We start from the raw sequence: 15,974 nt of genomic DNA, 5'->3' as shown, positions 1-15,974 counted from the left end.
ACAACGATCGACGCGGGCCGTTACTCAGTCGACGAATGCTGATGCCCTTCGTCTTCAGCCTCACCCAGCGTAACAAACCGATTTTGCGGTTCCCGAACTCCATCTGGGGTGGGAACGAGAGGCGCATGCTCTCCCTCGGCGATGACAACAATTTTCACGCTTGTGAGGCCCAGCGCGATCAGTGCTGCCTTTACTGCGTTGGCGCGTCGAAGGGAGAGTCGATGATTGTATGCTGACGGGCCGCTGCGATCGGCGTGGCCGCGCAATTCGATCGCCGAGATCTCCAGACTCTTTATCGATATTGCAAAGTCCTGGACGATTGCATGCGATTCAGGCTCCAGGGTGGCCGAATTCCAACGGAAGAAGACCGTTTTGTAGGGACCCCCGAGCATTACGCCGGCCGGTTGCCCGCCAACGATGGGCCTCTCCGATCTCTTCGCGGTCGTCTCGCAGCCCCCGAGCATGGCGGCGGCGACAGCCAGGGCGAGATACAGGCGTGTCATGGTCATGTTCCAAGGCGACGGGGGAACCGCAGCCAGGGTATGCCGCTTCTCAAGGTTGTAAAGCACGGGCGCGGCCTTACCATGGGAGCCTGTCTTGAGAGGCTTGGTGCGATGAAACTTCGCTGGCCGGAGTTCTTACGGTGGCCGTCCTTCAGGTCGGCTGTGCCGGACGATCAGGCCCCCCTTCCAGCCCGTGATGAACTGCAGTGCTGGTGGCGGCGGACGGCGGCGGGCATCGTAGCGGAAGACGTAACTGACGCGCAGATCCGCGCGCCGGAAGCGCGGTACGACGTGGTTTTGCCGGAGGATTTCCGGGACTATCTTCGTTGTTCATCGCCGGTCGAATTTAACCTGGATGAGCATTTCGGAAATTGGTGGGGGATCCGGGAAATCAAGAATATTCCCGATGAGTGGGGCCCCGAGATCGGCCCATTGGTGCCGGGCCGGGCCGACCAATACCTGTTCTTCCTGGATCACTGCTTCTGGGCCTGGGCCTGGGCGATCTCGTGCGCCGACGACGAGAGCAGGGGCAAGGTGGTGCTGATCGCCGGGATCGAACACGACAAGGTCGTGGCCGACAGTTTCACCGACTTTGTCCGCAAATATACCCGTTCGTGGGGGGACGTGCTGTGACCCAGCGCTTATCAGGCGTGTTGACCCGTTGTGCCGCCGAGCGTTCATCTCATCGGTGAGACTGATTTTTTCATCCGCCCGAATTGCAATTCATAGTCTACGGCGCGACAAGCTCGGCGCGTCGGTTTTGTGGCTCCCGGATGCCGTCGGGCGTTGGGACGAGCAGAGCACTTTCGCCCTTGGCAGCCGTCTTTATCATTGCTTGCGGAATGCCCAAGGCGACCAGCGCTGCCTTTACGGCTTCGACGCGCCTAAGCGACAGACGAAGATTATATCCCCTGGGGCCGGATGCGTCTGTATGGCCAACGAGTTCGATCTCGGTAATGTCGTTCGCTTTTATGAACTGCGCAAAATCGCCGACGATCGCGCGAGCCTCATCGCTGAGTGCTGCGGAATTCCAGTCGAAGAAAATCATATAGCTGTAACAGACGATGATCTCCGGCGGCGGATCCTGAAAGACCTGTGTCGTGGTGGTGATGGTGGTGGCACAGCCGGCAAGTGTACCCCCGAACGCGAGAGCCAGGGCCAAAAGCCAGCGCTGCATGATCTCCTCCGCCTAGCGTTTCCAGATGCCTAGGTTGTCACCTCGCAAATGCTGACACAGGTTTTTTCTTGGCGCTCTACCTTTGGCTGATTCATTGCTGGAAAGCCAGGACATGGCACCCGAGGGAAAATCGGGGTCAAACCACCGTTGCTACGAATCGTCTCGTCGGCGCGGCCGCCGGGGGACCGCCTTTCAAACACCTGCCTGCAGATCGATGGGCGCACCGCATTGGCCGCAGACCCGATAGCCCAGGCCGACGGGATGGCCGTTGGCGCACTTCGAGGGGGCGCCTGCTCTTCGATGGTCAGGTCGATGATTTTGCGGCTGCGTGGCGGTCCAACTGGCCGCGCAGAAACCCGCCCAGGGCTGTCAGCGATTCAGCCCCTTCCTTGACCAGGCCGGCCTGGATCTGGAAGTCATGCCACATCCCCGCGAATTCACGCAGCCGGACGTCGACCCCGGCGGCGCGGGCGCGCGCCTGCAAACTCAAGGAATCGCTGAGCAATATTTCCTCGCTGCCGACATGGATCAGCATGGGCGGCAGGCCCTTCAAGTCGGCATAGAGCGGCGAGCACAGCGGGTGATCAAGCGGCAGGTCCCGGGTGTAGGCCCGCGCCCATTGTGCAGCGCCGTCCGGCGAGATCTGGGGATCGCGCTGGACGTGGGTCCTGTAGGTTTCACCGCGGGCGGCAAGATCGACCCAAGGGGAGATCAAGGCGAGCGCCACCGGCATCGGCTCGCCGGCATCGCGCAGGGCGACGGCCGTGGCGAGCGTCAGTCCGCCACCGGCCGAATCGCCGGCGATCGCGATGTGACGCAGCCCCTGCTGCCGCAGCCAGCGGTAAGCGCGCAGCGCATCTTCCAGCGCCGCGGGATGAGGGTGCTCAGGGGCCAATCGGTAGTCCGGGACGTGCACCGCAACACCCGACGACTTGGCGAAGCGCCCCGTGACGGCACGGTAACCCCGCGCCGAGCAGAGGTTGTAGCCGCCGCCGTGCAGATAGAGAATGGCCAGATCGGCAGCGGGCTCGCCGACCGTCACATACTCTGCGGGTACGCCATTCATGCTCTGCTGGCGGGCGCGCGTCCCGCGCGGACCGAGCATCATGACGCCGAGAAAATGCGTCCATTTACGCTGGAAGCCAACGGAGAAGGTGGAGCGCAATACCGGCTTGAGCGTGACACGCAAGATGCCGCGATAAATTCTGTTCAGCATGTCAGGCTCGGTTTCCGTTGAATGTATGGCCAACAGTATCCAGATCGGGCACTGCCTGTTATTGACACGAGCAGACAATTTTTTTACGCGAGCAGACATGTCTATTATGGTGCGCGCCGGTGGCATACGGGCCTATGCGGCCGTCATGCAGGGGCTGGGTGCCGACCCGGGGCCGTTCCTGCGGCGGCATCACATCGCACCCCAGGCGTTGGACGACGACGACGCCCTGTTGGACCTGGGCGCGGTGGCGCATCTGCTCGAAGCCAGCAGCGCGGAAACCGGCTGTGGTGACCTCGGGCTGCGGATCGCCGAGAACCAGGATATCGGCATCCTGGGAAAGCTCGGCGTTATCATCCAAAGCGCGGCGACGGGCTTGGAGGCGTTCCAGATCGCCTCGCGATACATATTCGTTCACAGCCAGGGACTGGCGCTGACGATCAACCCGCACAGCGAGGCGATCGAGGGGGCGGTCGAAATCGTCTTCGAGATCCGGCCGCCGCAGCGGCAAAACGTCGATCTTTCCCTCGGCCTGGCCCATCGCTTCGCCAGCGCGCTGCTGGGCGTGCACTACGACCTGAAGCTGGTCACGCTCCCGCACACGCCGGTCGCGTCGCCGAGCCGTTATCGCCGCTTCTTCGGCGCGCCGGTCACCGCCAACCAGGAGCGCGCGGCCTTGCATGTGGGCGCAGCTTCCCTGCGGGCCGAACTGCGGGGCGTCAATCCCGCGCTGCGGCAGATCACCGAGGACTACCTGTCCCGGCACTTCCGCGTGCCCGGCGACGCCACCAGCACGCGGGTGCGGCTCGCCCTTCGGCGCATGCTGGGCACGCCGCAGGCGACCATGGAAGGCATCGCGGCCATGCTCGCCATCCATCCCCGCACCCTGCACCGCCGACTCCAGGCGGAGGGCACCGGATTCGAGGCCATCAAGGAATCCCTGCGCCAGGAGCTGGCGCTGCAATACCTGCGGGAGACCAAGGTTTCACTCGGTCAGGTCTCGGGACTGCTCGGGTTCCCCGAGCAATCGGCCTTCACCCGATCAAGCCGACGCTGGTTCGGCAAGACCCCGTCGGCCATCCGGAAAGAAGCCAGGTCCAGCCAGCTCGACACCGCCCAGGCGCCGTCATCGGTACGGGACTGACTGCCGAACGGAGAGTAAAACCGTGGTCTGTCCCCGATTTTGTTGCGGCATCTCGAGGCGTCACGGCAGGCGAGCGACGCGCCTGGCGCGACGGCGTCTTCGCCTATATCCAAGCGATGACGCGCCGGCAAGGCGAGGGGCCGGGGCTGACGGCCACGGTCGAGCGGATGTGTGCCCTGGCCGATGTCAGCCGTGGCGCCTACTACCGGGGCTGGGCCGAGAACTGTCCCGGCCGTGAAGAAACGGCGCTGCGCGACGTGCTTCAGCACCTGGCGCTGACCCACCGTCACTACGGCTACCGGCGGCTCACGGCCCTGCTCCGACGTGAGGGCTGGGCGGTCAACCACAAGCGCGTGGTGCGCCTGATGCGCGAGGACAATCTGCTGTGCCTGCGCAAGGCAGCGTTCAAGCCGGCGACGACGGACTCCCGACACGACTGGCGGCTCTGGCCGAACCTGGCGCGCCGGCTGGTCCCGCTGGCGGTCAACCAGCTTTGGGTGGCCGACATCACCTATGTCCGGCTGGCCGAGGCCTTCGTCTACCTGGCGGTGGTGCTCGATGCCTTCAGCCGCAAGGTCGTGGGCTGGGCGATGGCCGACCACCTGCGGGCCGAACTGGCCCTGGCAGCCTTGCAGATGGCGCTCGACGGCCGAGAGGTGCTTCCCGGCGGGCTGGTGCACCATTCCGACCGGGGCGTCCAATATGCCTGCGGTGATTACATCGAGCGCCTGCAAGCCCACGGCATCCAGCCCAGCATGAGCCGGGCCGGCTGCCCTTACGACAATGCCATGGCCGAGAGTTTCATGAAGACGCTGAAGCAGGAAGAGGTCGACGGCGGCGACTACCGTGACCTCGGGCACGCCACGGCCGCTATCGGCGAATTCATCGAAGCGGTCTACAATCGGCAACGGCTCCACTCGGCGCTGGCCTATACCTCGCCGGTGGAGTTCGAAACCCGGTCAAGCCCTCAGGCTGCTGCGCAGCAGCCTGAGGGCTTGGTCACAACCAACTGTCCCTGATTTGACTGACTCACCGAGGGGGTGCAGTCCAGGAGTGAACCCCTAGACAGAGTCATTAAATGGGGCGTGCTTTTAGAAAGCAGACGTAACCCGCCGTTTAGCGTCTGGCATCAAACTTTGCGGCAGAACCGATGATGATCCGGCGCGGATGCGCCGGATCATCTGTCGCCATCTCACGCAGCAGGGGCGCCGGCGGCGGCCGGCTTTGCGGCGAGCGCCGTCCCGATCTTTTCCGAGGCGAAGGCGAGCAGCGCACCGATCGCCATCGAAACGACGATGTTGATGAACGGGTTGTCGACGATGGAAGCCGCGGTGAGCAACTCCAGCTTGCCGGCAAGCAGCGTGAAGCCGGCGACGCAACCGAAGCCGTAGACCGACGACGGTATGCCGGCGAGCAGCGGCAGGTTCGCGGCGAGCACGATCGCGGCCGCGCCGATCCCCACGCACAGCCCGCCGGCAAGCGGCACGCCGAGCGCACCCGCCAGCTTCGTGATGGCGAACAGCGCGGCCCAGCCGACGAAGGCACCGAATATGTGCGCCGGCAGATTGCTTTTGAGGGCAGCCGCCTTGCCGCCCGAATGGTAGTAGGCCGCCCAGGCGACGAAGGCCGCCCATATCTGCAGCCCGAACCCCGCGAGCGGGCCGACAAAGGCCCACGTCGCGATACCGCCGAGCGCCCCTATGCTGATTGCAAGAGCTGTTAGTATTGGCATGTATTTCCTCCATCGGTTGTTGATGCCGTGGAGAAAAAATCTCCGTCCTGCGGCCCCATACTGGTCCTCGCAGGCAATATCCCCCCGGTGTGCGGACGGTAATTGGGCGAGTTTTGCCGGACAATTGTACTTTCGGTCATTCGGGCAATTGTACTTTCGGTCAATTGTCGACCGGCTGCTGACCGGATCCCATGGGCTCGACTGCACCCTTTGGGTGAGACACCAAGATCGTGGTCACTCCATTGAGATGACACGGAGAGATTCTAGGCAAGGTGGCGCCAATACGCGACATTCGCGGCTCACGCCGGTAGACTTCGTTGTCGGAAACAGCGGGGCGGGATCGATGAAGCTGATCCTCACGGCCATGGATCAAGCCCTGGCCAAGGCGTGGGCGAAGCATTGCGGTGACCTGACCGATGTCAGCGTTCATCACGGCTCGATCCTTGACGTTTCCTGCGATGCCGTGGTCAGCCCGGCCAACAGTTTCGGCTTTATGGATGGCGGGATCGACGCGCTCTACTTCGAGCATTTCGGCGCGGCGATTCAAGACCGGGTGCGTCACGCGATCTTGACCAGGCATCACGGCGAACTGCTGATCGGCCGTGCCGAGATCGTCGGGACGGGCGATCCGCGGCAGCCTTACCTGATCGCGGCGCCAACCATGCGCGTGCCGATGGCCCTGGGATCTGAAACGGTCAATCCCTATCTGGTGGCCAAGGCGGTGATGCTGCTTGTCCGCCATGGCGTCTTTGCCGAGGGCCCGCATGCCGGCGTTCCGATTGCCGACCATGTTCACGCCGTGGCGTTTCCCGGCCTTGGCACGGGTGTGGGGCGGGTCTCTCCGGAAACCTGTGCCCGGCAAATGCGGGCGGCGATCGACGAGCATCTGGCCGGCAGGCCGCGCCTGCCAACCTCCTGGGCAGAAGCCAGCGAGAGGCACCAATTGCTCTACACCGATCGGCCGCGGCGGCTGCAATAGGGGCGGTTGCCTTCACCACCGCGCGATCCACCACCAGATCGCAGCACCGATCCCCGCGGTGATCGCCCAGCCGAGGGCCCGGTTTATCTGGAATCCCCAGGCCATGGCCATGAAACAGGCGACGATCAAGACAAGGACAGCCACGAAATTGGCCGCGTCCGGTCCAAGCCTGCCGCCGGCGATGACGGCCATTGCGAGGTGCTGTTGAAACACCGTCAATCTTCTATTGCTGCGGCTTCACCCGCTTCGCGCAGATCTCGGTGATCCGGGTCAGCTCTGCTTTCAGTTCGGGATTGCCGGACAGGTCGCCCTGCATGTCGGGCAGCAGGTCGACCAGCGACCACTGCTTGGCGGTCAGCGTCTGGTTGAATTCGTCCAGCGAGCACTGGCAATAGCGCTGGACCTGCGCCGTCGTCTCCGCCGTCTGCTCCTGGGTCCCGCCGGCGCTTTTGATGCAGCTTTCCAGGAAGGATTTCTCGAAATTGGCCCGGACCGCCTCGTCCTGCTGGAGGGGCGTGCCCATCCTCAGGTAGACGACGAAGCCGGCCGCCATGACCGCCAGCAGGACCAGCGGGATCAGCCAGAGCAGTTTCCGCGACGTACCGCCGCTTGCCGCCGCGGCCGGCAGGGGCTTGCCGCAGGCGGGGCAGGCCGTGTTGCCGGCCTGGGACGAGGACAGGGCGAGCGGTGCATTGCAATGCGGGCAGTTGGCGAGTTGAGATCCCACTGTAGCCCCCGACTGGTTTTCGTCGAGCCAGGATACAAGCATGGCGCCAGGGTGACACGAGGAGATTGCCTGCCGTGGGCCGGGATGCTAAATGGCGAACGAGGTGTGCGTACTATTTATTTGTACGTCTTGGCTCCGCTCCCAAGGTTAAGGCCCCCAACGCCCTTGTTAGGGAGGCCATCATGGCCCGTGACATTCCGCTGCCCCATCCAGGCGAAATCCTGAAGAGTGAATTCCTCGATCCCATGGGCCTGTCGGTCTATGCGCTGGCCAAGTCCATCCATGTGCCGCGTAGCCGGATCAACGAGATCTGCCACGGCCGCCAGGGCATCACCGCCAGCATCGCCCTGCGCCTGGGCAAGTTCTTCGGCGTCGATCCGCAGTGGTTCATGAACATGCAGTCGAAGTACGACCTCGCCACGCAGGGCGAGGCGCAGGCGGCGGTGATCGACGAGATCCAGCCGCGCGCGGCGTGATCGAAGGGGCCGACGAATTGGGCCTGGCCGGCTCTCTTTCGTCATGGCCGGGCGAAGTCCCGGCCATCCACGTCGTGAAGCTGCCGTAACTGGCGACGATATGGGCTGCGGCCCGACGTGGATGACCGGGACAAGCCCGGTCATGACGATCAAGGGCAGGGACGACGCGACAATCCAGGTGTCTCAAGCGGGTATCATCCGTCAGGCCTCGCGCCCTACCGGTACCCCGCCGCCTGCAACTCGAACAGTTCCGCGTAGCGGCCGGGGCGGGCGATGAGTTCCTCGTGGGTGCCGGCGGCTTCCACCTTGCCGTCGGCCAGCACCAGGATGCGGTCGGCCATGCGCACGCTGGAGAAGCGGTGGGAGATCAGGATGGCGGTCTTGCCGGCGCTGAGTTCCTTGAAGCGCTGGAACACCTCGAATTCGGCCCGGGCGTCGAGCGCCGCCGTCGGCTCGTCCAGGATCAGCACCTGGGCGTCGCGCATATAGGCCCGGGCGATGGCGACCTTCTGCCATTCGCCGCCCGACAGTTCCACCCCGTTGCGGAAGCGCTTGCCCACCATCTGATCGAGGCCCGCCGGCAGCTTGGCGATGACGTCGTCGGCGCGGCTGCGCCTTGCCGCCTCCTCGATCCGGGGGCGCTCGTGCCGGGCCTCGATCCGGCCGACCGCGATATTCTCGCCGGCGTTGAGGTTGTAGCGGACGAAATCCTGGAAGATCACGCCCATGTTGCCGCGCAGGGCGGCGAGATCGTAATCGCGCAGGTCACGCCCGTCGAGCAGGATGCGGCCCTCGCTGGGGTCGTAGAGGCGGGTTAAGAGCTTCACCAGGGTGGTCTTGCCGGCGCCGTTCTCGCCCACCAGGGCCAGCACCTCGCCGGCCTTGAGCGTGAAGCTGAGATGCCGCACCGCCCAGCGCCGGGCGCCTGGATAGCGGAAGCCCACGTCCTCGAAGCTGAAGCCGTGGCGGATCGGCTCGGGGAAGGGCAGGGCGCCTTCGGGCGAGCGGATCTTGGGCCGAAGGGCAAAGAAGGAAAACAGGTCGTCGACATAGAGGGCCTGGGCCGCGGTGGTGGAGAGCCCGGACAGCAGGCCTTCGAGCAGGCCGCGCAGGCGCAGGAACGAGCCGGCCAGGAAGGTCAGGTCGCCCACGCTGAAGTCGCCGCTCAAGGTCCGCCAGGCGATATAGGCATAGGCGAGGTAATAGCCGATGGTGCCGATCGCGGTCAGCACCCCGCCCCAGGCGGCCCGGCGCACGGCCAGGCGCCGGCTGGCGGCATAGAGGGCATCGGCCAGGCGGCGATAGCGCTCGATCAGGAAGCCGTGCAGGCCGAAGATCTTCACCTCCTTGGCCGTCTCCACGCTGGCCGCGGTCAGGCGCAGATAGTCGAGCTCGCGGCGTTCCTGGGTGCGGACAAAGTCGAGCGAATAGCTCTGGGCGTTGAAATAGGCCTCGCCCAGGAAGGCGGGCACCAGGGCCACGACGAGGAGCACGATCAGCCAGGGGGCATAGAAGATGAGGCCGGCGCCGAAGCTGACCACGGTGACGATGTCCTGGACCTGGCCGAACAATTGGCCCATCAGGGTCATCCGGCCGCTGGCCTGGCGCCGCGCCCGCTCCAGCCGGTCCTGGAATTCGGCATCCTCGAAATCTTCGAGATCCAGGGTCGCCGCATGTTCCATCAGGCGGAGGCTGGAGGCGTTGCTGACCCGCTGCGACAGGAGATTGTCGATCAGCGCGACGATGCGGCCCAGCACGTCGGTTGCAATCGCCAGGGCGAATTCCGCGGCCAGCAGCCACACCAGCCGGTCGATCAGGCCGCTGTCGAGCCAGGCCCGCAGGGTGTCGGGATTGTCCGGCCGCTGCACCAGCACGACCACCTCGTCGATGATCAGCTTGCCGATATAAAGGCTGACGATCGGCACCAGCGCCCGCACCAGGCGCAGCGTCAGCGACGCCGTGGTCAGGAACGGGCTGGTGCGCCAGACCAGGGCGAAGAAGGCCGGCAGGTTCCTGAGCGCGCCGAACCGCTCTTTCAGGGACCGGGCGGGTGGTGGCGCTGCGGCGGCGCCGCGGCCGGTTGTCCGATCTGCCATGCCACTCCTCGTGCGCGCCGGTCGCCACCTGACTCCGGGGCAACCATCATCGCACGCCCGCCCGCCGATGTGATGCGGGCCTATCCGCTTGGCAGTTGCGCGACGAAGGCCCGGACGGCCGCGTCGAAATCGTCGAGGGGAACGGTGTGGCAGCGGTCCTCGACGATGATCATGGGGCGGGCGTTGCGAAACAAAGGCTGGAGGCTGGCGGCCAGGGCCAATGGGGTAACCGGATCGTCCCGGCAATGCAGTTGCAACACCGGTGCCTCGATATTCGGGGCGGCCAGGTCGGCCCGAAATTGATCGAGCATCAGCAGGCGGACGGGCAGCCAGGGATAGAGCGTGGCGGCGATGTCCGCTGTCGAGGTGAAACTCGAATCGAGGATCAAACCGGCGGGCCTGGTTTCCGCTGCCAGCCGCGCGGCGATGCCGGTGCCGATCGATTCACCGACGATTACCAGCCGCGCGGGGTCGACCCTGGCGGCGAGGGCGGCATAGGCGGTCTGAGCGTCGACCAGGAAGCCCGCCTCGGTCGATGCACCGGTCGAGCCGCCATAGCCGCGCCAACTGACCGCCAGCAGGCCGTTGCCGTCCGCGATCAGGCGGCGCAGGTGCGGCGCCCGGGCCATCAGGTTGGCACCGTTGCCGTGGAGGTAGAGGAAACTGGGTTTGCCCGGATCGGTCGGCGGCGACCACCAAACGACCAGCCGTTCGCCATCGGGTGTCGCCAGCGTCTCCGCCATGATCGAAGGAAGGCCCACAGCCGCCGGGTCCATGGGCGCCTGATCGGGAAAATATTGCAACGAGCGCTGGAAGGCGAACATCAGGCCGCATAGGACAAGGTAGATCGCTGCGCCGCCGCCCAGGGCGTAGAACAGCTTTCTGGTCACAGACGAGCGGATATTCGCCTCCCCGTTAGTGGACGAAGGTGTTTTTCACCCGCACCGAGACCAGGGTGTAGGGGATCCAGATGGCGCAGGCGGCCACGGTGCGCACGATGTCCTTGATCGACTGGTCATCGCTTGCGATGTCGAAGACCAGCGTGGCGACCAGAGTGTCGCCAACGACGACGACGAGCGAGAACACCAGCCAGGAAATATAGGTCGCGGGAAACCGGCGGCTCTTGGCAAACAGCCGAGCGAGGGTGCCGAGCGCCAGCACGATCAAGGCGACATTCGCCGCCAGCTCGATCAGGACGAAGGTGTAGAGGCCCTCCGGCAGGTCCGTGGCCGCCATCAGAGCCTCGATGTCGGGCAGCGACTGCAGGAGGCTGTAGCCGGTGAGAAGGCACGAGCCGATCAGGCCGATGATCGGCAGGATCAGCCAGCCGCCGATCCCGACAGGCCCCTCGGCTGCCACTTGCACTGATTGTTGCGTCATCGCTTGATCCCCCAAAAGCCACTGTAGACCAAAGCCTAGCAGGCGAGCGCCGCCGCCACAGTGAGCATGGTCACAGCGCAAGGGGATCGGATCAATCGTCGAATTCGATCGGCAGGCGCCCGGCCTTGAAGTGGATGGCCGGGCGGTCGTCGAAATCGCCGGCGTCGAGGTCGCCGGTGGCCGAGAAGGCGACGACGCCCAGCTTGGAGGCCGAAAGCTTCTCGGCCATGCGGCGGGCGCAGTCGGCCGAGGACACCTGCACCGGCGGATCGGCCCGCAGCGAGCCGCGCGCGCCGGGGTTGAAGGATTGCACGATGTGGAGGGTTTCGCGGGCCATGGCTCATTCCTTAAAGCGGATCGAAGCCATTCTTCTCACGAGAACAAAATAAGAACAAGCCCTATCGCCGGTGCCGGCCGTCAACGGAACCCTCGGTGGCATCCGTGGTTGATCTGTGGACGGCAGGACGAGGATCAGAAAATGTCCATGGACTCGACTCCAGGCGCCTTGTGCGTGCCGGGCACCAAGGCACCGCCCGACCCGCGCCCCGACGAGGATCTGCCGATCGAGATCCCGCCGCCGGCGCCGGACGAGGATAATCCCGACCAGGAAATGCCTGACGAGTACCCGCCGGAAGTACCGCCGGACTAGCGAGCGGCCAAGCCCCGGGCATCTTACGGTTCGTGATCGATGATCCGGCCACCGGGCCGCACGACGCGCACCACCGTGGGCTTGCCGAAGAGGGCGCCCAGCAGCAGCAACACGGGGATTGCGATGGCCAGGGCGATCACGATGCTGGCGGCAAAGGACAGGACGAGGAACAGGAGCAGGGCGGCGGTCACCGCACCCAGAATGCCCTGAAGTCTCATACCCGCATCTCCTCTTGCTGGCCGCCGGTATCCCGGTCGGCTCAGCCCGGTATATGGGCATGGCAAGGGGCAGACCAAGGGGCGGGCCGGATTTTGTCCGATCCGCCGCCCGCAAACCCAGGTTTTGCAAGGGCTTGCGGGCTGGCCGCTGTTACCAGGCGCCGTCGGTCGAGACGGCCAGGTCGCGCCACGCCGCCATTTCGGCCGCGACATGGTCGTTCTTGGCCGTGATGCGGGCGACCGTGTCGCTGCCCAGGGGCAGGCGGGCGGGCGGCTGCTCGGCATTGACCAGGATGATCATCGCCTTGGCCAGCCTGGCCGGGTCGCCGGGCTGGGCATGGTTGTACCGGCCGGCCAGATCTCGGGTAACGCCCACGGTTTCGGCATAGTCGGCGATCGGCTCGGCCACCGACAGCGACTGGCCGTCGAGGAAATCGGTGCGGAAGAAGCCGGGTTCGACCACCGTCGCCTTGATCCCTAAGGGTGCGAGTTCGGCGCTCAGCGCCTCGGTCAGGCCTTCGACGGCGAATTTGGTGGCCCCATAGACGCCCAGCCGGGGTAGGCGCTGTAGCCGCCGATCGACGAGATATTGATGACATGGCCGGCGCGCTGGCGCCGCATCACCGGCAGCACCGCCCGGGTCACGTTGAGCAGGCCGAAGACATTGGTGGCGAACACCCCCTCGACCTCGGCCGCGCTGGCCTCCTCGACGGCGCTGAGCAGGCCGTAGCCGGCATTGTTGACCAGGACATCGATGCGCCCGAAGCGCTTCACCGCCGCCTCGGCGGCGGCAAAGGCTTGGTCCTGCCGGGTTACATCCAGCGCCGCGGCCAGCAGGTTGGGGTGGTCGCCGAACCGGGTGGCCAGGTCGCGGGCGTTGCGGGCGGTGGCGACCACGGCGTCGCCGGCGGCCAGGGCTTCCTTCGTGATCAGGGCGCCGAAACCGCGGGAGGCCCCGGTGATGAACCAGACACGCATGGTGTGTTCCTTCTTTGAACCGCGCCGCCGGGCGGGATTGCCGGTGGCGATGGGCAGAAGGTAGCGGGGGCGGTGAATTGAATTAATCGCTTGAATTATCATCGAGCTGATGAATTTATCTCAATAATGAGGCGTATCGACCCGGCCGATCTGGCGACCTTCCTGGCGGTTGCCCGCCACCGCAGCTTCCGGGCGGCGGCGGCGGAGTTGGGCGTATCGCCCTCGGCGCTCAGCCATTCCCTGCGCGCGATCGAGGAGCGGCTGGGCGTGCGCCTGCTGAACCGCACCACGCGCAGCGTCGGCCTGACGGAGGCGGGGGAGCGGCTGTTCGCCCGGGTCAGCCCGGCCTTCCGCGACATCAACGATGCGATCGAGGACTTGAACGCTTTCCGCGGCCGGCCCATGGGCACCTTGCGGCTCAACACCGCGCGGCAGGCGGCGCAACTGGCGGTTCTGCCGGTGGTCAACCGCTTCCTGGCGGCGTTCCCGGATATACGGGTCGAGGTGGTGATCGACAGTGCCTTCAGCGATATCGTGGGCGAGGGTTTCGATGCCGGGGTGCGTTTCGGCGAGGCGATCGCCGGCGACATGATCGCGGTGCCGATCGGGCCGCGCCAACGCTCGGCCGTCGTCGCCTCGCCGGAATATTTCCAACGCCATGACCGGCCCAGGTCACCGCACGACCTGCGCAACCTGCCCTGCATCCGCTACCGCTTTGCCAGCGGTGCGCTCTATCGCTGGGAATTCGAGCGGGGCGGTGCCGAGGTCGAGGTCGAGGTCGACGGGCCGCTGACGCTCAACGAACAGGACGTGATGGTGGATTGCGCCCTGGCGGGGGCCGGCCTCGCCTATGTCTTCGAGGGCCAGGTCGAGGCGCTGCTGGCCGAAGGCCGGCTGATCCGGGTGCTGGAGGATTGGTGCCCCTATTACCCGGGCTTCTTCCTCTATTATCCCAGTCGGCGGCAACTGCCCCCCGTCCTGCGTGCCTTCGTCGACTTCACCAAGGCAGCGGCGGCTCCCTGACGTCGGCGGTTGTCGCCACGGCTGAAATGGCGGACCCTGCCTGCCGCGTACTGGCGTCGACGGCGAATGATGCGTGACCTGAAGCCATATCTCCTGGGCCTGGTGCTGTGGCTGGCCCTGCCGGCGGCGCCGGCGGCAGCGCATCCCCATGCCTGGATCGACCTCAAGTCGACCGTGCTCCTGGACGCGCAGGGCCGGGCGGTGGCGGTGGTCGAGGAATGGCTGTTCGACGAGCTCTATTCCGTGTTCGTGACCGAGGAACTGGGCAAGGCGGGCGCCAAGGATCCAGCGGCCCTGCTGGGCCTGGCCCGGCGCAACCTGGGCAATCTGCGCGAATACGATTATTTCACGCAAGTCCGGGTGGACGATGCGAAGGTGGCGGTGGCCGAGGCGCTGGACGTCGCCACGCAGATGCGCGACGGGCGCTTGTGGCTGCGCTTCACTGTGCCCCTTGCCGCGCCGGCCGTGGTCGGCGGCCGCCGGTTCGCCTACAGCATTTTCGATCCGACCTATTTCATCGCCATGGGCCATCTCGAGAACAGCCCGGTCCAGGTCTCGGGCCGGGATGATTGCAAGGCCACGGTCAGGCCGGCCGATCCCGACGAGGAAGACGTGACCCTGGCCGCCGCCCTCGACCGCAAGGCGACGGCCGACGTCTCCCTGGGCCTCGCCTTTGCCGAATGGGTGGATGTGTCATGTCCCTAGCCTTGCGCCGTCGCCCTGTCGGGCTGGTCGTGCTGATGGCCCTGGCGGCGGCAACGGTCGCCCTGGCCGTGCTGGCGCCCTGGCCGCGCCTGGGGGGCGAGATCGCCGCCCTGCAACGCCTCCTGCATGGCGAGCTGGTGGCCGCCCTGCGCGGGGTGAAGGCGCATGAGGCCGCCGCCTTGTGGACCCTGATCGGGGTCAGCTTCGGCTATGGCATCTTCCATGCCGCGGGTCCCGGCCACGGCAAGGCCGTGATCGCCACCTACCTTGCCAGCAACGAGCGGCGCCTGCGCCAGGGCCTGATCCTGTCGGCCGCGGCCTCGGCCGTGCAGGGGCTGACCGCGATCGCGATCACCGGCGTGGTCGTCTGGCTGCTGCAGCAGACGCTGCACCAGGCCCAGGAAACCGCGATGACGGTCGAGAAAGTGTCTTTCGCCCTGATCGGTCTCCTGGGCCTCGTGCTCGCCTATGGCGGCGCGACCGGGCTCTGGCGACGGTCGGCGGGGCAGGGGCATCATCATGGTCACGGCCATGATCACGATCATGATGAAGCGCCTTGCCACGAGCCGGGCTGCGGCCATGCCCATGGCCCTGGGCCTCAGGATCTGGCCGCGCCACCGTCCTGGCGCCGTTCATTGGCGGTCATCGTTTCCGTGGGCATCAGGCCGTGCAGCGGGGCGATCCTGGTGCTGCTGTTTGCTCACGCCCTGGACCTGCCCTGGGCGGGGATCGCCGCCGTGGCGGCCATGACCCTCGGCACCGCGATCACGGTGGCGGCGCTGGCCAGCCTTGCCGTCTATGCCCGCCGCTGGTCGCTCGCCGTCCTGGCCAGCCGGTCCGGGGGCGGCGTGCTGGGCCAGGCCGCCGACGGGATACGCCTGGCCGGTGGCGTCCTCGTCGCCCTGCTGGGTTTCAGCCTGCTGATCGACGCCTTCACCACCCTCCAGCAACCGCCGTTCTAGGCATCCTCTGGC

Annotated in this window: 21 protein-coding genes and 1 pseudogene; 9 read left to right on the top strand and 13 right to left on the bottom strand. The window is 65.9% G+C overall.

Translation table 11 applies throughout. From position 1 onward, the window contains the following. Positions 1-20 precede the first annotated feature (20 nt). A complete protein-coding gene (locus D3874_RS11795; RefSeq protein ID WP_158595949.1) occupies positions 21-503 on the bottom strand; it encodes an OmpA family protein in 483 nt (160 codons plus the stop codon). A 111-nt stretch (positions 504-614) separates the two neighbouring features. On the opposite strand from D3874_RS11795, the gene D3874_RS27965 reads away from it, so the two are divergent. After that, a complete protein-coding gene (locus D3874_RS27965) occupies positions 615-1,136 on the top strand; it encodes an SMI1/KNR4 family protein (RefSeq protein WP_147385626.1) in 522 nt (173 codons plus the stop codon). Positions 1,137-1,233: 97 nt separating this feature from the next. On the opposite strand, the gene D3874_RS11785 is transcribed toward D3874_RS27965, so the two are convergent. Both D3874_RS11785 and D3874_RS11780 read right to left on the bottom strand, forming a co-directional pair. Next, a complete protein-coding gene (locus D3874_RS11785) occupies positions 1,234-1,680 on the bottom strand; it encodes an OmpA family protein (RefSeq protein WP_119778258.1) in 447 nt (148 codons plus the stop codon). Between the two features lie 304 nt (positions 1,681-1,984). Next, positions 1,985-2,896, bottom strand: coding sequence for an alpha/beta hydrolase (locus D3874_RS11780; RefSeq protein WP_158595948.1), 912 nt, complete (start codon positions 2,894-2,896; stop codon positions 1,985-1,987). A gap of 97 nt (positions 2,897-2,993) precedes the next feature. On the opposite strand from D3874_RS11780, the gene D3874_RS11775 reads away from it, so the two are divergent. Further along, a complete protein-coding gene (locus tag D3874_RS11775; RefSeq protein WP_119778257.1) occupies positions 2,994-4,037 on the top strand; it encodes an AraC family transcriptional regulator in 1,044 nt (347 codons plus the stop codon). Between the two features lie 116 nt (positions 4,038-4,153). Further along, the gene (locus D3874_RS11770; protein WP_119777099.1) at positions 4,154-5,056 is read left to right on the top strand and encodes an IS3 family transposase; all 903 of its coding nucleotides are present in this window, start codon (positions 4,154-4,156) and stop codon (positions 5,054-5,056) included. 173 nt (positions 5,057-5,229) lie between these two features. On the opposite strand, the gene D3874_RS11765 is transcribed toward D3874_RS11770, so the two are convergent. Then, positions 5,230-5,769: a DUF1097 domain-containing protein gene (locus D3874_RS11765; RefSeq protein ID WP_119778256.1), complete on the bottom strand. Its 540-nt coding sequence runs from the start codon at positions 5,767-5,769 to the stop codon at positions 5,230-5,232. Positions 5,770-6,112: 343 nt separating this feature from the next. Here D3874_RS11765 and D3874_RS11760 point away from each other — a divergent pair, with 343 nt between their 5' ends. Continuing rightward, on the top strand, positions 6,113-6,748 hold the full coding sequence (locus D3874_RS11760) for a macro domain-containing protein (RefSeq protein WP_119778255.1): 636 nt from the start codon (positions 6,113-6,115) through the stop codon (positions 6,746-6,748). Positions 6,749-6,760: 12 nt separating this feature from the next. Here the strand turns inward: D3874_RS11760 and D3874_RS11755 are convergent, their stop codons facing one another. Together D3874_RS11755 and D3874_RS11750 are read right to left on the bottom strand one after the other, a co-directional pair. Continuing rightward, the gene (locus D3874_RS11755; RefSeq protein WP_119778254.1) at positions 6,761-6,940 is read right to left on the bottom strand and encodes a hypothetical protein; all 180 of its coding nucleotides are present in this window, start codon (positions 6,938-6,940) and stop codon (positions 6,761-6,763) included. A 31-nt stretch (positions 6,941-6,971) separates the two neighbouring features. Further along, the gene (locus D3874_RS11750; protein WP_119778253.1) at positions 6,972-7,475 is read right to left on the bottom strand and encodes a hypothetical protein; all 504 of its coding nucleotides are present in this window, start codon (positions 7,473-7,475) and stop codon (positions 6,972-6,974) included. A gap of 182 nt (positions 7,476-7,657) precedes the next feature. Between D3874_RS11750 and D3874_RS11745 the strand changes: the two genes are divergently transcribed. Continuing rightward, entirely contained in the window at positions 7,658-7,951 is a 294-nt protein-coding gene (locus tag D3874_RS11745; protein ID WP_199699026.1) for a HigA family addiction module antitoxin, read from the top strand. Positions 7,952-8,166: 215 nt separating this feature from the next. Here D3874_RS11745 and D3874_RS11740 read toward each other — a convergent pair whose 3' ends face one another. From D3874_RS11740 to D3874_RS11725, 4 genes are all read right to left on the bottom strand, one after another. Next, positions 8,167-10,047, bottom strand: a complete 1,881-nt coding sequence (locus D3874_RS11740; RefSeq protein ID WP_119778252.1) for an ABC transporter ATP-binding protein — start codon at positions 10,045-10,047, stop codon at positions 8,167-8,169. A gap of 80 nt (positions 10,048-10,127) precedes the next feature. Then, the gene (locus tag D3874_RS11735) at positions 10,128-10,937 is read right to left on the bottom strand and encodes an alpha/beta hydrolase (RefSeq protein ID WP_119778251.1); all 810 of its coding nucleotides are present in this window, start codon (positions 10,935-10,937) and stop codon (positions 10,128-10,130) included. A gap of 25 nt (positions 10,938-10,962) precedes the next feature. Further along, positions 10,963-11,427: a DUF2569 domain-containing protein gene (locus D3874_RS11730; protein ID WP_119778250.1), complete on the bottom strand. Its 465-nt coding sequence runs from the start codon at positions 11,425-11,427 to the stop codon at positions 10,963-10,965. 91 nt (positions 11,428-11,518) lie between these two features. Further along, positions 11,519-11,764, bottom strand: coding sequence for a hypothetical protein (locus tag D3874_RS11725; protein ID WP_119778249.1), 246 nt, complete (start codon positions 11,762-11,764; stop codon positions 11,519-11,521). A 147-nt stretch (positions 11,765-11,911) separates the two neighbouring features. Between D3874_RS11725 and D3874_RS28520 the strand changes: the two genes are divergently transcribed. Next, positions 11,912-12,076, top strand: coding sequence for a hypothetical protein (locus D3874_RS28520; RefSeq protein ID WP_158595947.1), 165 nt, complete (start codon positions 11,912-11,914; stop codon positions 12,074-12,076). Positions 12,077-12,099: 23 nt separating this feature from the next. Here the strand turns inward: D3874_RS28520 and D3874_RS27960 are convergent, their stop codons facing one another. From D3874_RS27960 to D3874_RS30240, 3 genes and pseudogenes are all read right to left on the bottom strand, one after another. Continuing rightward, positions 12,100-12,294, bottom strand: coding sequence for a hypothetical protein (locus D3874_RS27960; protein ID WP_147385624.1), 195 nt, complete (start codon positions 12,292-12,294; stop codon positions 12,100-12,102). Between the two features lie 151 nt (positions 12,295-12,445). Beyond that, a complete protein-coding gene (locus tag D3874_RS30245) occupies positions 12,446-12,757 on the bottom strand; it encodes a Rossmann-fold NAD(P)-binding domain-containing protein (protein ID WP_233560317.1) in 312 nt (103 codons plus the stop codon). A 15-nt stretch (positions 12,758-12,772) separates the two neighbouring features. Further along, positions 12,773-13,272: pseudogene (locus D3874_RS30240) on the bottom strand (SDR family NAD(P)-dependent oxidoreductase); the annotation flags it as partial. Positions 13,273-13,398: 126 nt separating this feature from the next. Between D3874_RS30240 and D3874_RS11715 the strand changes: the two are divergent. From D3874_RS11715 to D3874_RS11705, 3 genes are all read left to right on the top strand, one after another. Next, on the top strand, positions 13,399-14,295 hold the full coding sequence (locus D3874_RS11715) for a LysR family transcriptional regulator (protein ID WP_119778248.1): 897 nt from the start codon (positions 13,399-13,401) through the stop codon (positions 14,293-14,295). Positions 14,296-14,361: 66 nt separating this feature from the next. Then, positions 14,362-15,000 (top strand): DUF1007 family protein, encoded by a 639-nt coding sequence (locus D3874_RS11710; protein WP_119778247.1) that lies wholly within the window; start codon positions 14,362-14,364, stop codon positions 14,998-15,000. Then, complete coding sequence (locus tag D3874_RS11705; protein ID WP_158595946.1) at positions 14,991-15,962, top strand: nickel/cobalt transporter; 972 nt, start codon at positions 14,991-14,993, stop codon at positions 15,960-15,962. The genes D3874_RS11710 and D3874_RS11705 overlap by 10 nt, the downstream gene beginning before the upstream one ends. Positions 15,963-15,974 lie beyond the last annotated feature (12 nt).

Origin of the sequence: Oleomonas cavernae (assembly GCF_003590945.1) — a bacterium.
Classification (GTDB): domain Bacteria; phylum Pseudomonadota; class Alphaproteobacteria; order Zavarziniales; family Zavarziniaceae; genus Zavarzinia; species Zavarzinia cavernae.
The sequence above is the reverse complement of the archived record's forward strand: the minus strand, read 5'-3'. Positions and strand labels throughout refer to the sequence as shown.

Excerpts from the sequence above, each read along its gene's own strand:
- D3874_RS11795 (WP_158595949.1), bottom strand. The coding sequence starts at position 503 with ATGACACGCCTGTATCTCGCCCTGGCTGTCGCCGCCGCCATGCTCGGG.
- D3874_RS27965 (WP_147385626.1), top strand. The coding sequence starts at position 615 with ATGAAACTTCGCTGGCCGGAGTTCTTACGGTGGCCGTCCTTCAGGTCG.
- D3874_RS11785 (WP_119778258.1), bottom strand. The coding sequence starts at position 1,680 with ATGCAGCGCTGGCTTTTGGCCCTGGCTCTCGCGTTCGGGGGTACACTT.
- D3874_RS11780 (WP_158595948.1), bottom strand. The coding sequence starts at position 2,896 with ATGCTGAACAGAATTTATCGCGGCATCTTGCGTGTCACGCTCAAGCCG.
- D3874_RS11775 (WP_119778257.1), top strand. The coding sequence starts at position 2,994 with ATGTCTATTATGGTGCGCGCCGGTGGCATACGGGCCTATGCGGCCGTC.
- D3874_RS11770 (WP_119777099.1), top strand. The coding sequence starts at position 4,154 with ATGACGCGCCGGCAAGGCGAGGGGCCGGGGCTGACGGCCACGGTCGAG.
- D3874_RS11765 (WP_119778256.1), bottom strand. The coding sequence starts at position 5,769 with ATGCCAATACTAACAGCTCTTGCAATCAGCATAGGGGCGCTCGGCGGT.
- D3874_RS11760 (WP_119778255.1), top strand. The coding sequence starts at position 6,113 with ATGAAGCTGATCCTCACGGCCATGGATCAAGCCCTGGCCAAGGCGTGG.
- D3874_RS11755 (WP_119778254.1), bottom strand. The coding sequence starts at position 6,940 with ATGGCCGTCATCGCCGGCGGCAGGCTTGGACCGGACGCGGCCAATTTC.
- D3874_RS11745 (WP_199699026.1), top strand. The coding sequence starts at position 7,658 with ATGGCCCGTGACATTCCGCTGCCCCATCCAGGCGAAATCCTGAAGAGT.
- D3874_RS11740 (WP_119778252.1), bottom strand. The coding sequence starts at position 10,047 with ATGGCAGATCGGACAACCGGCCGCGGCGCCGCCGCAGCGCCACCACCC.
- D3874_RS11730 (WP_119778250.1), bottom strand. The coding sequence starts at position 11,427 with ATGACGCAACAATCAGTGCAAGTGGCAGCCGAGGGGCCTGTCGGGATC.
- D3874_RS11725 (WP_119778249.1), bottom strand. The coding sequence starts at position 11,764 with ATGGCCCGCGAAACCCTCCACATCGTGCAATCCTTCAACCCCGGCGCG.
- D3874_RS28520 (WP_158595947.1), top strand. The coding sequence starts at position 11,912 with ATGGACTCGACTCCAGGCGCCTTGTGCGTGCCGGGCACCAAGGCACCG.
- D3874_RS27960 (WP_147385624.1), bottom strand. The coding sequence starts at position 12,294 with ATGAGACTTCAGGGCATTCTGGGTGCGGTGACCGCCGCCCTGCTCCTG.
- D3874_RS11715 (WP_119778248.1), top strand. The coding sequence starts at position 13,399 with ATGAGGCGTATCGACCCGGCCGATCTGGCGACCTTCCTGGCGGTTGCC.
- D3874_RS11710 (WP_119778247.1), top strand. The coding sequence starts at position 14,362 with ATGATGCGTGACCTGAAGCCATATCTCCTGGGCCTGGTGCTGTGGCTG.
- D3874_RS11705 (WP_158595946.1), top strand. The coding sequence starts at position 14,991 with ATGTCCCTAGCCTTGCGCCGTCGCCCTGTCGGGCTGGTCGTGCTGATG.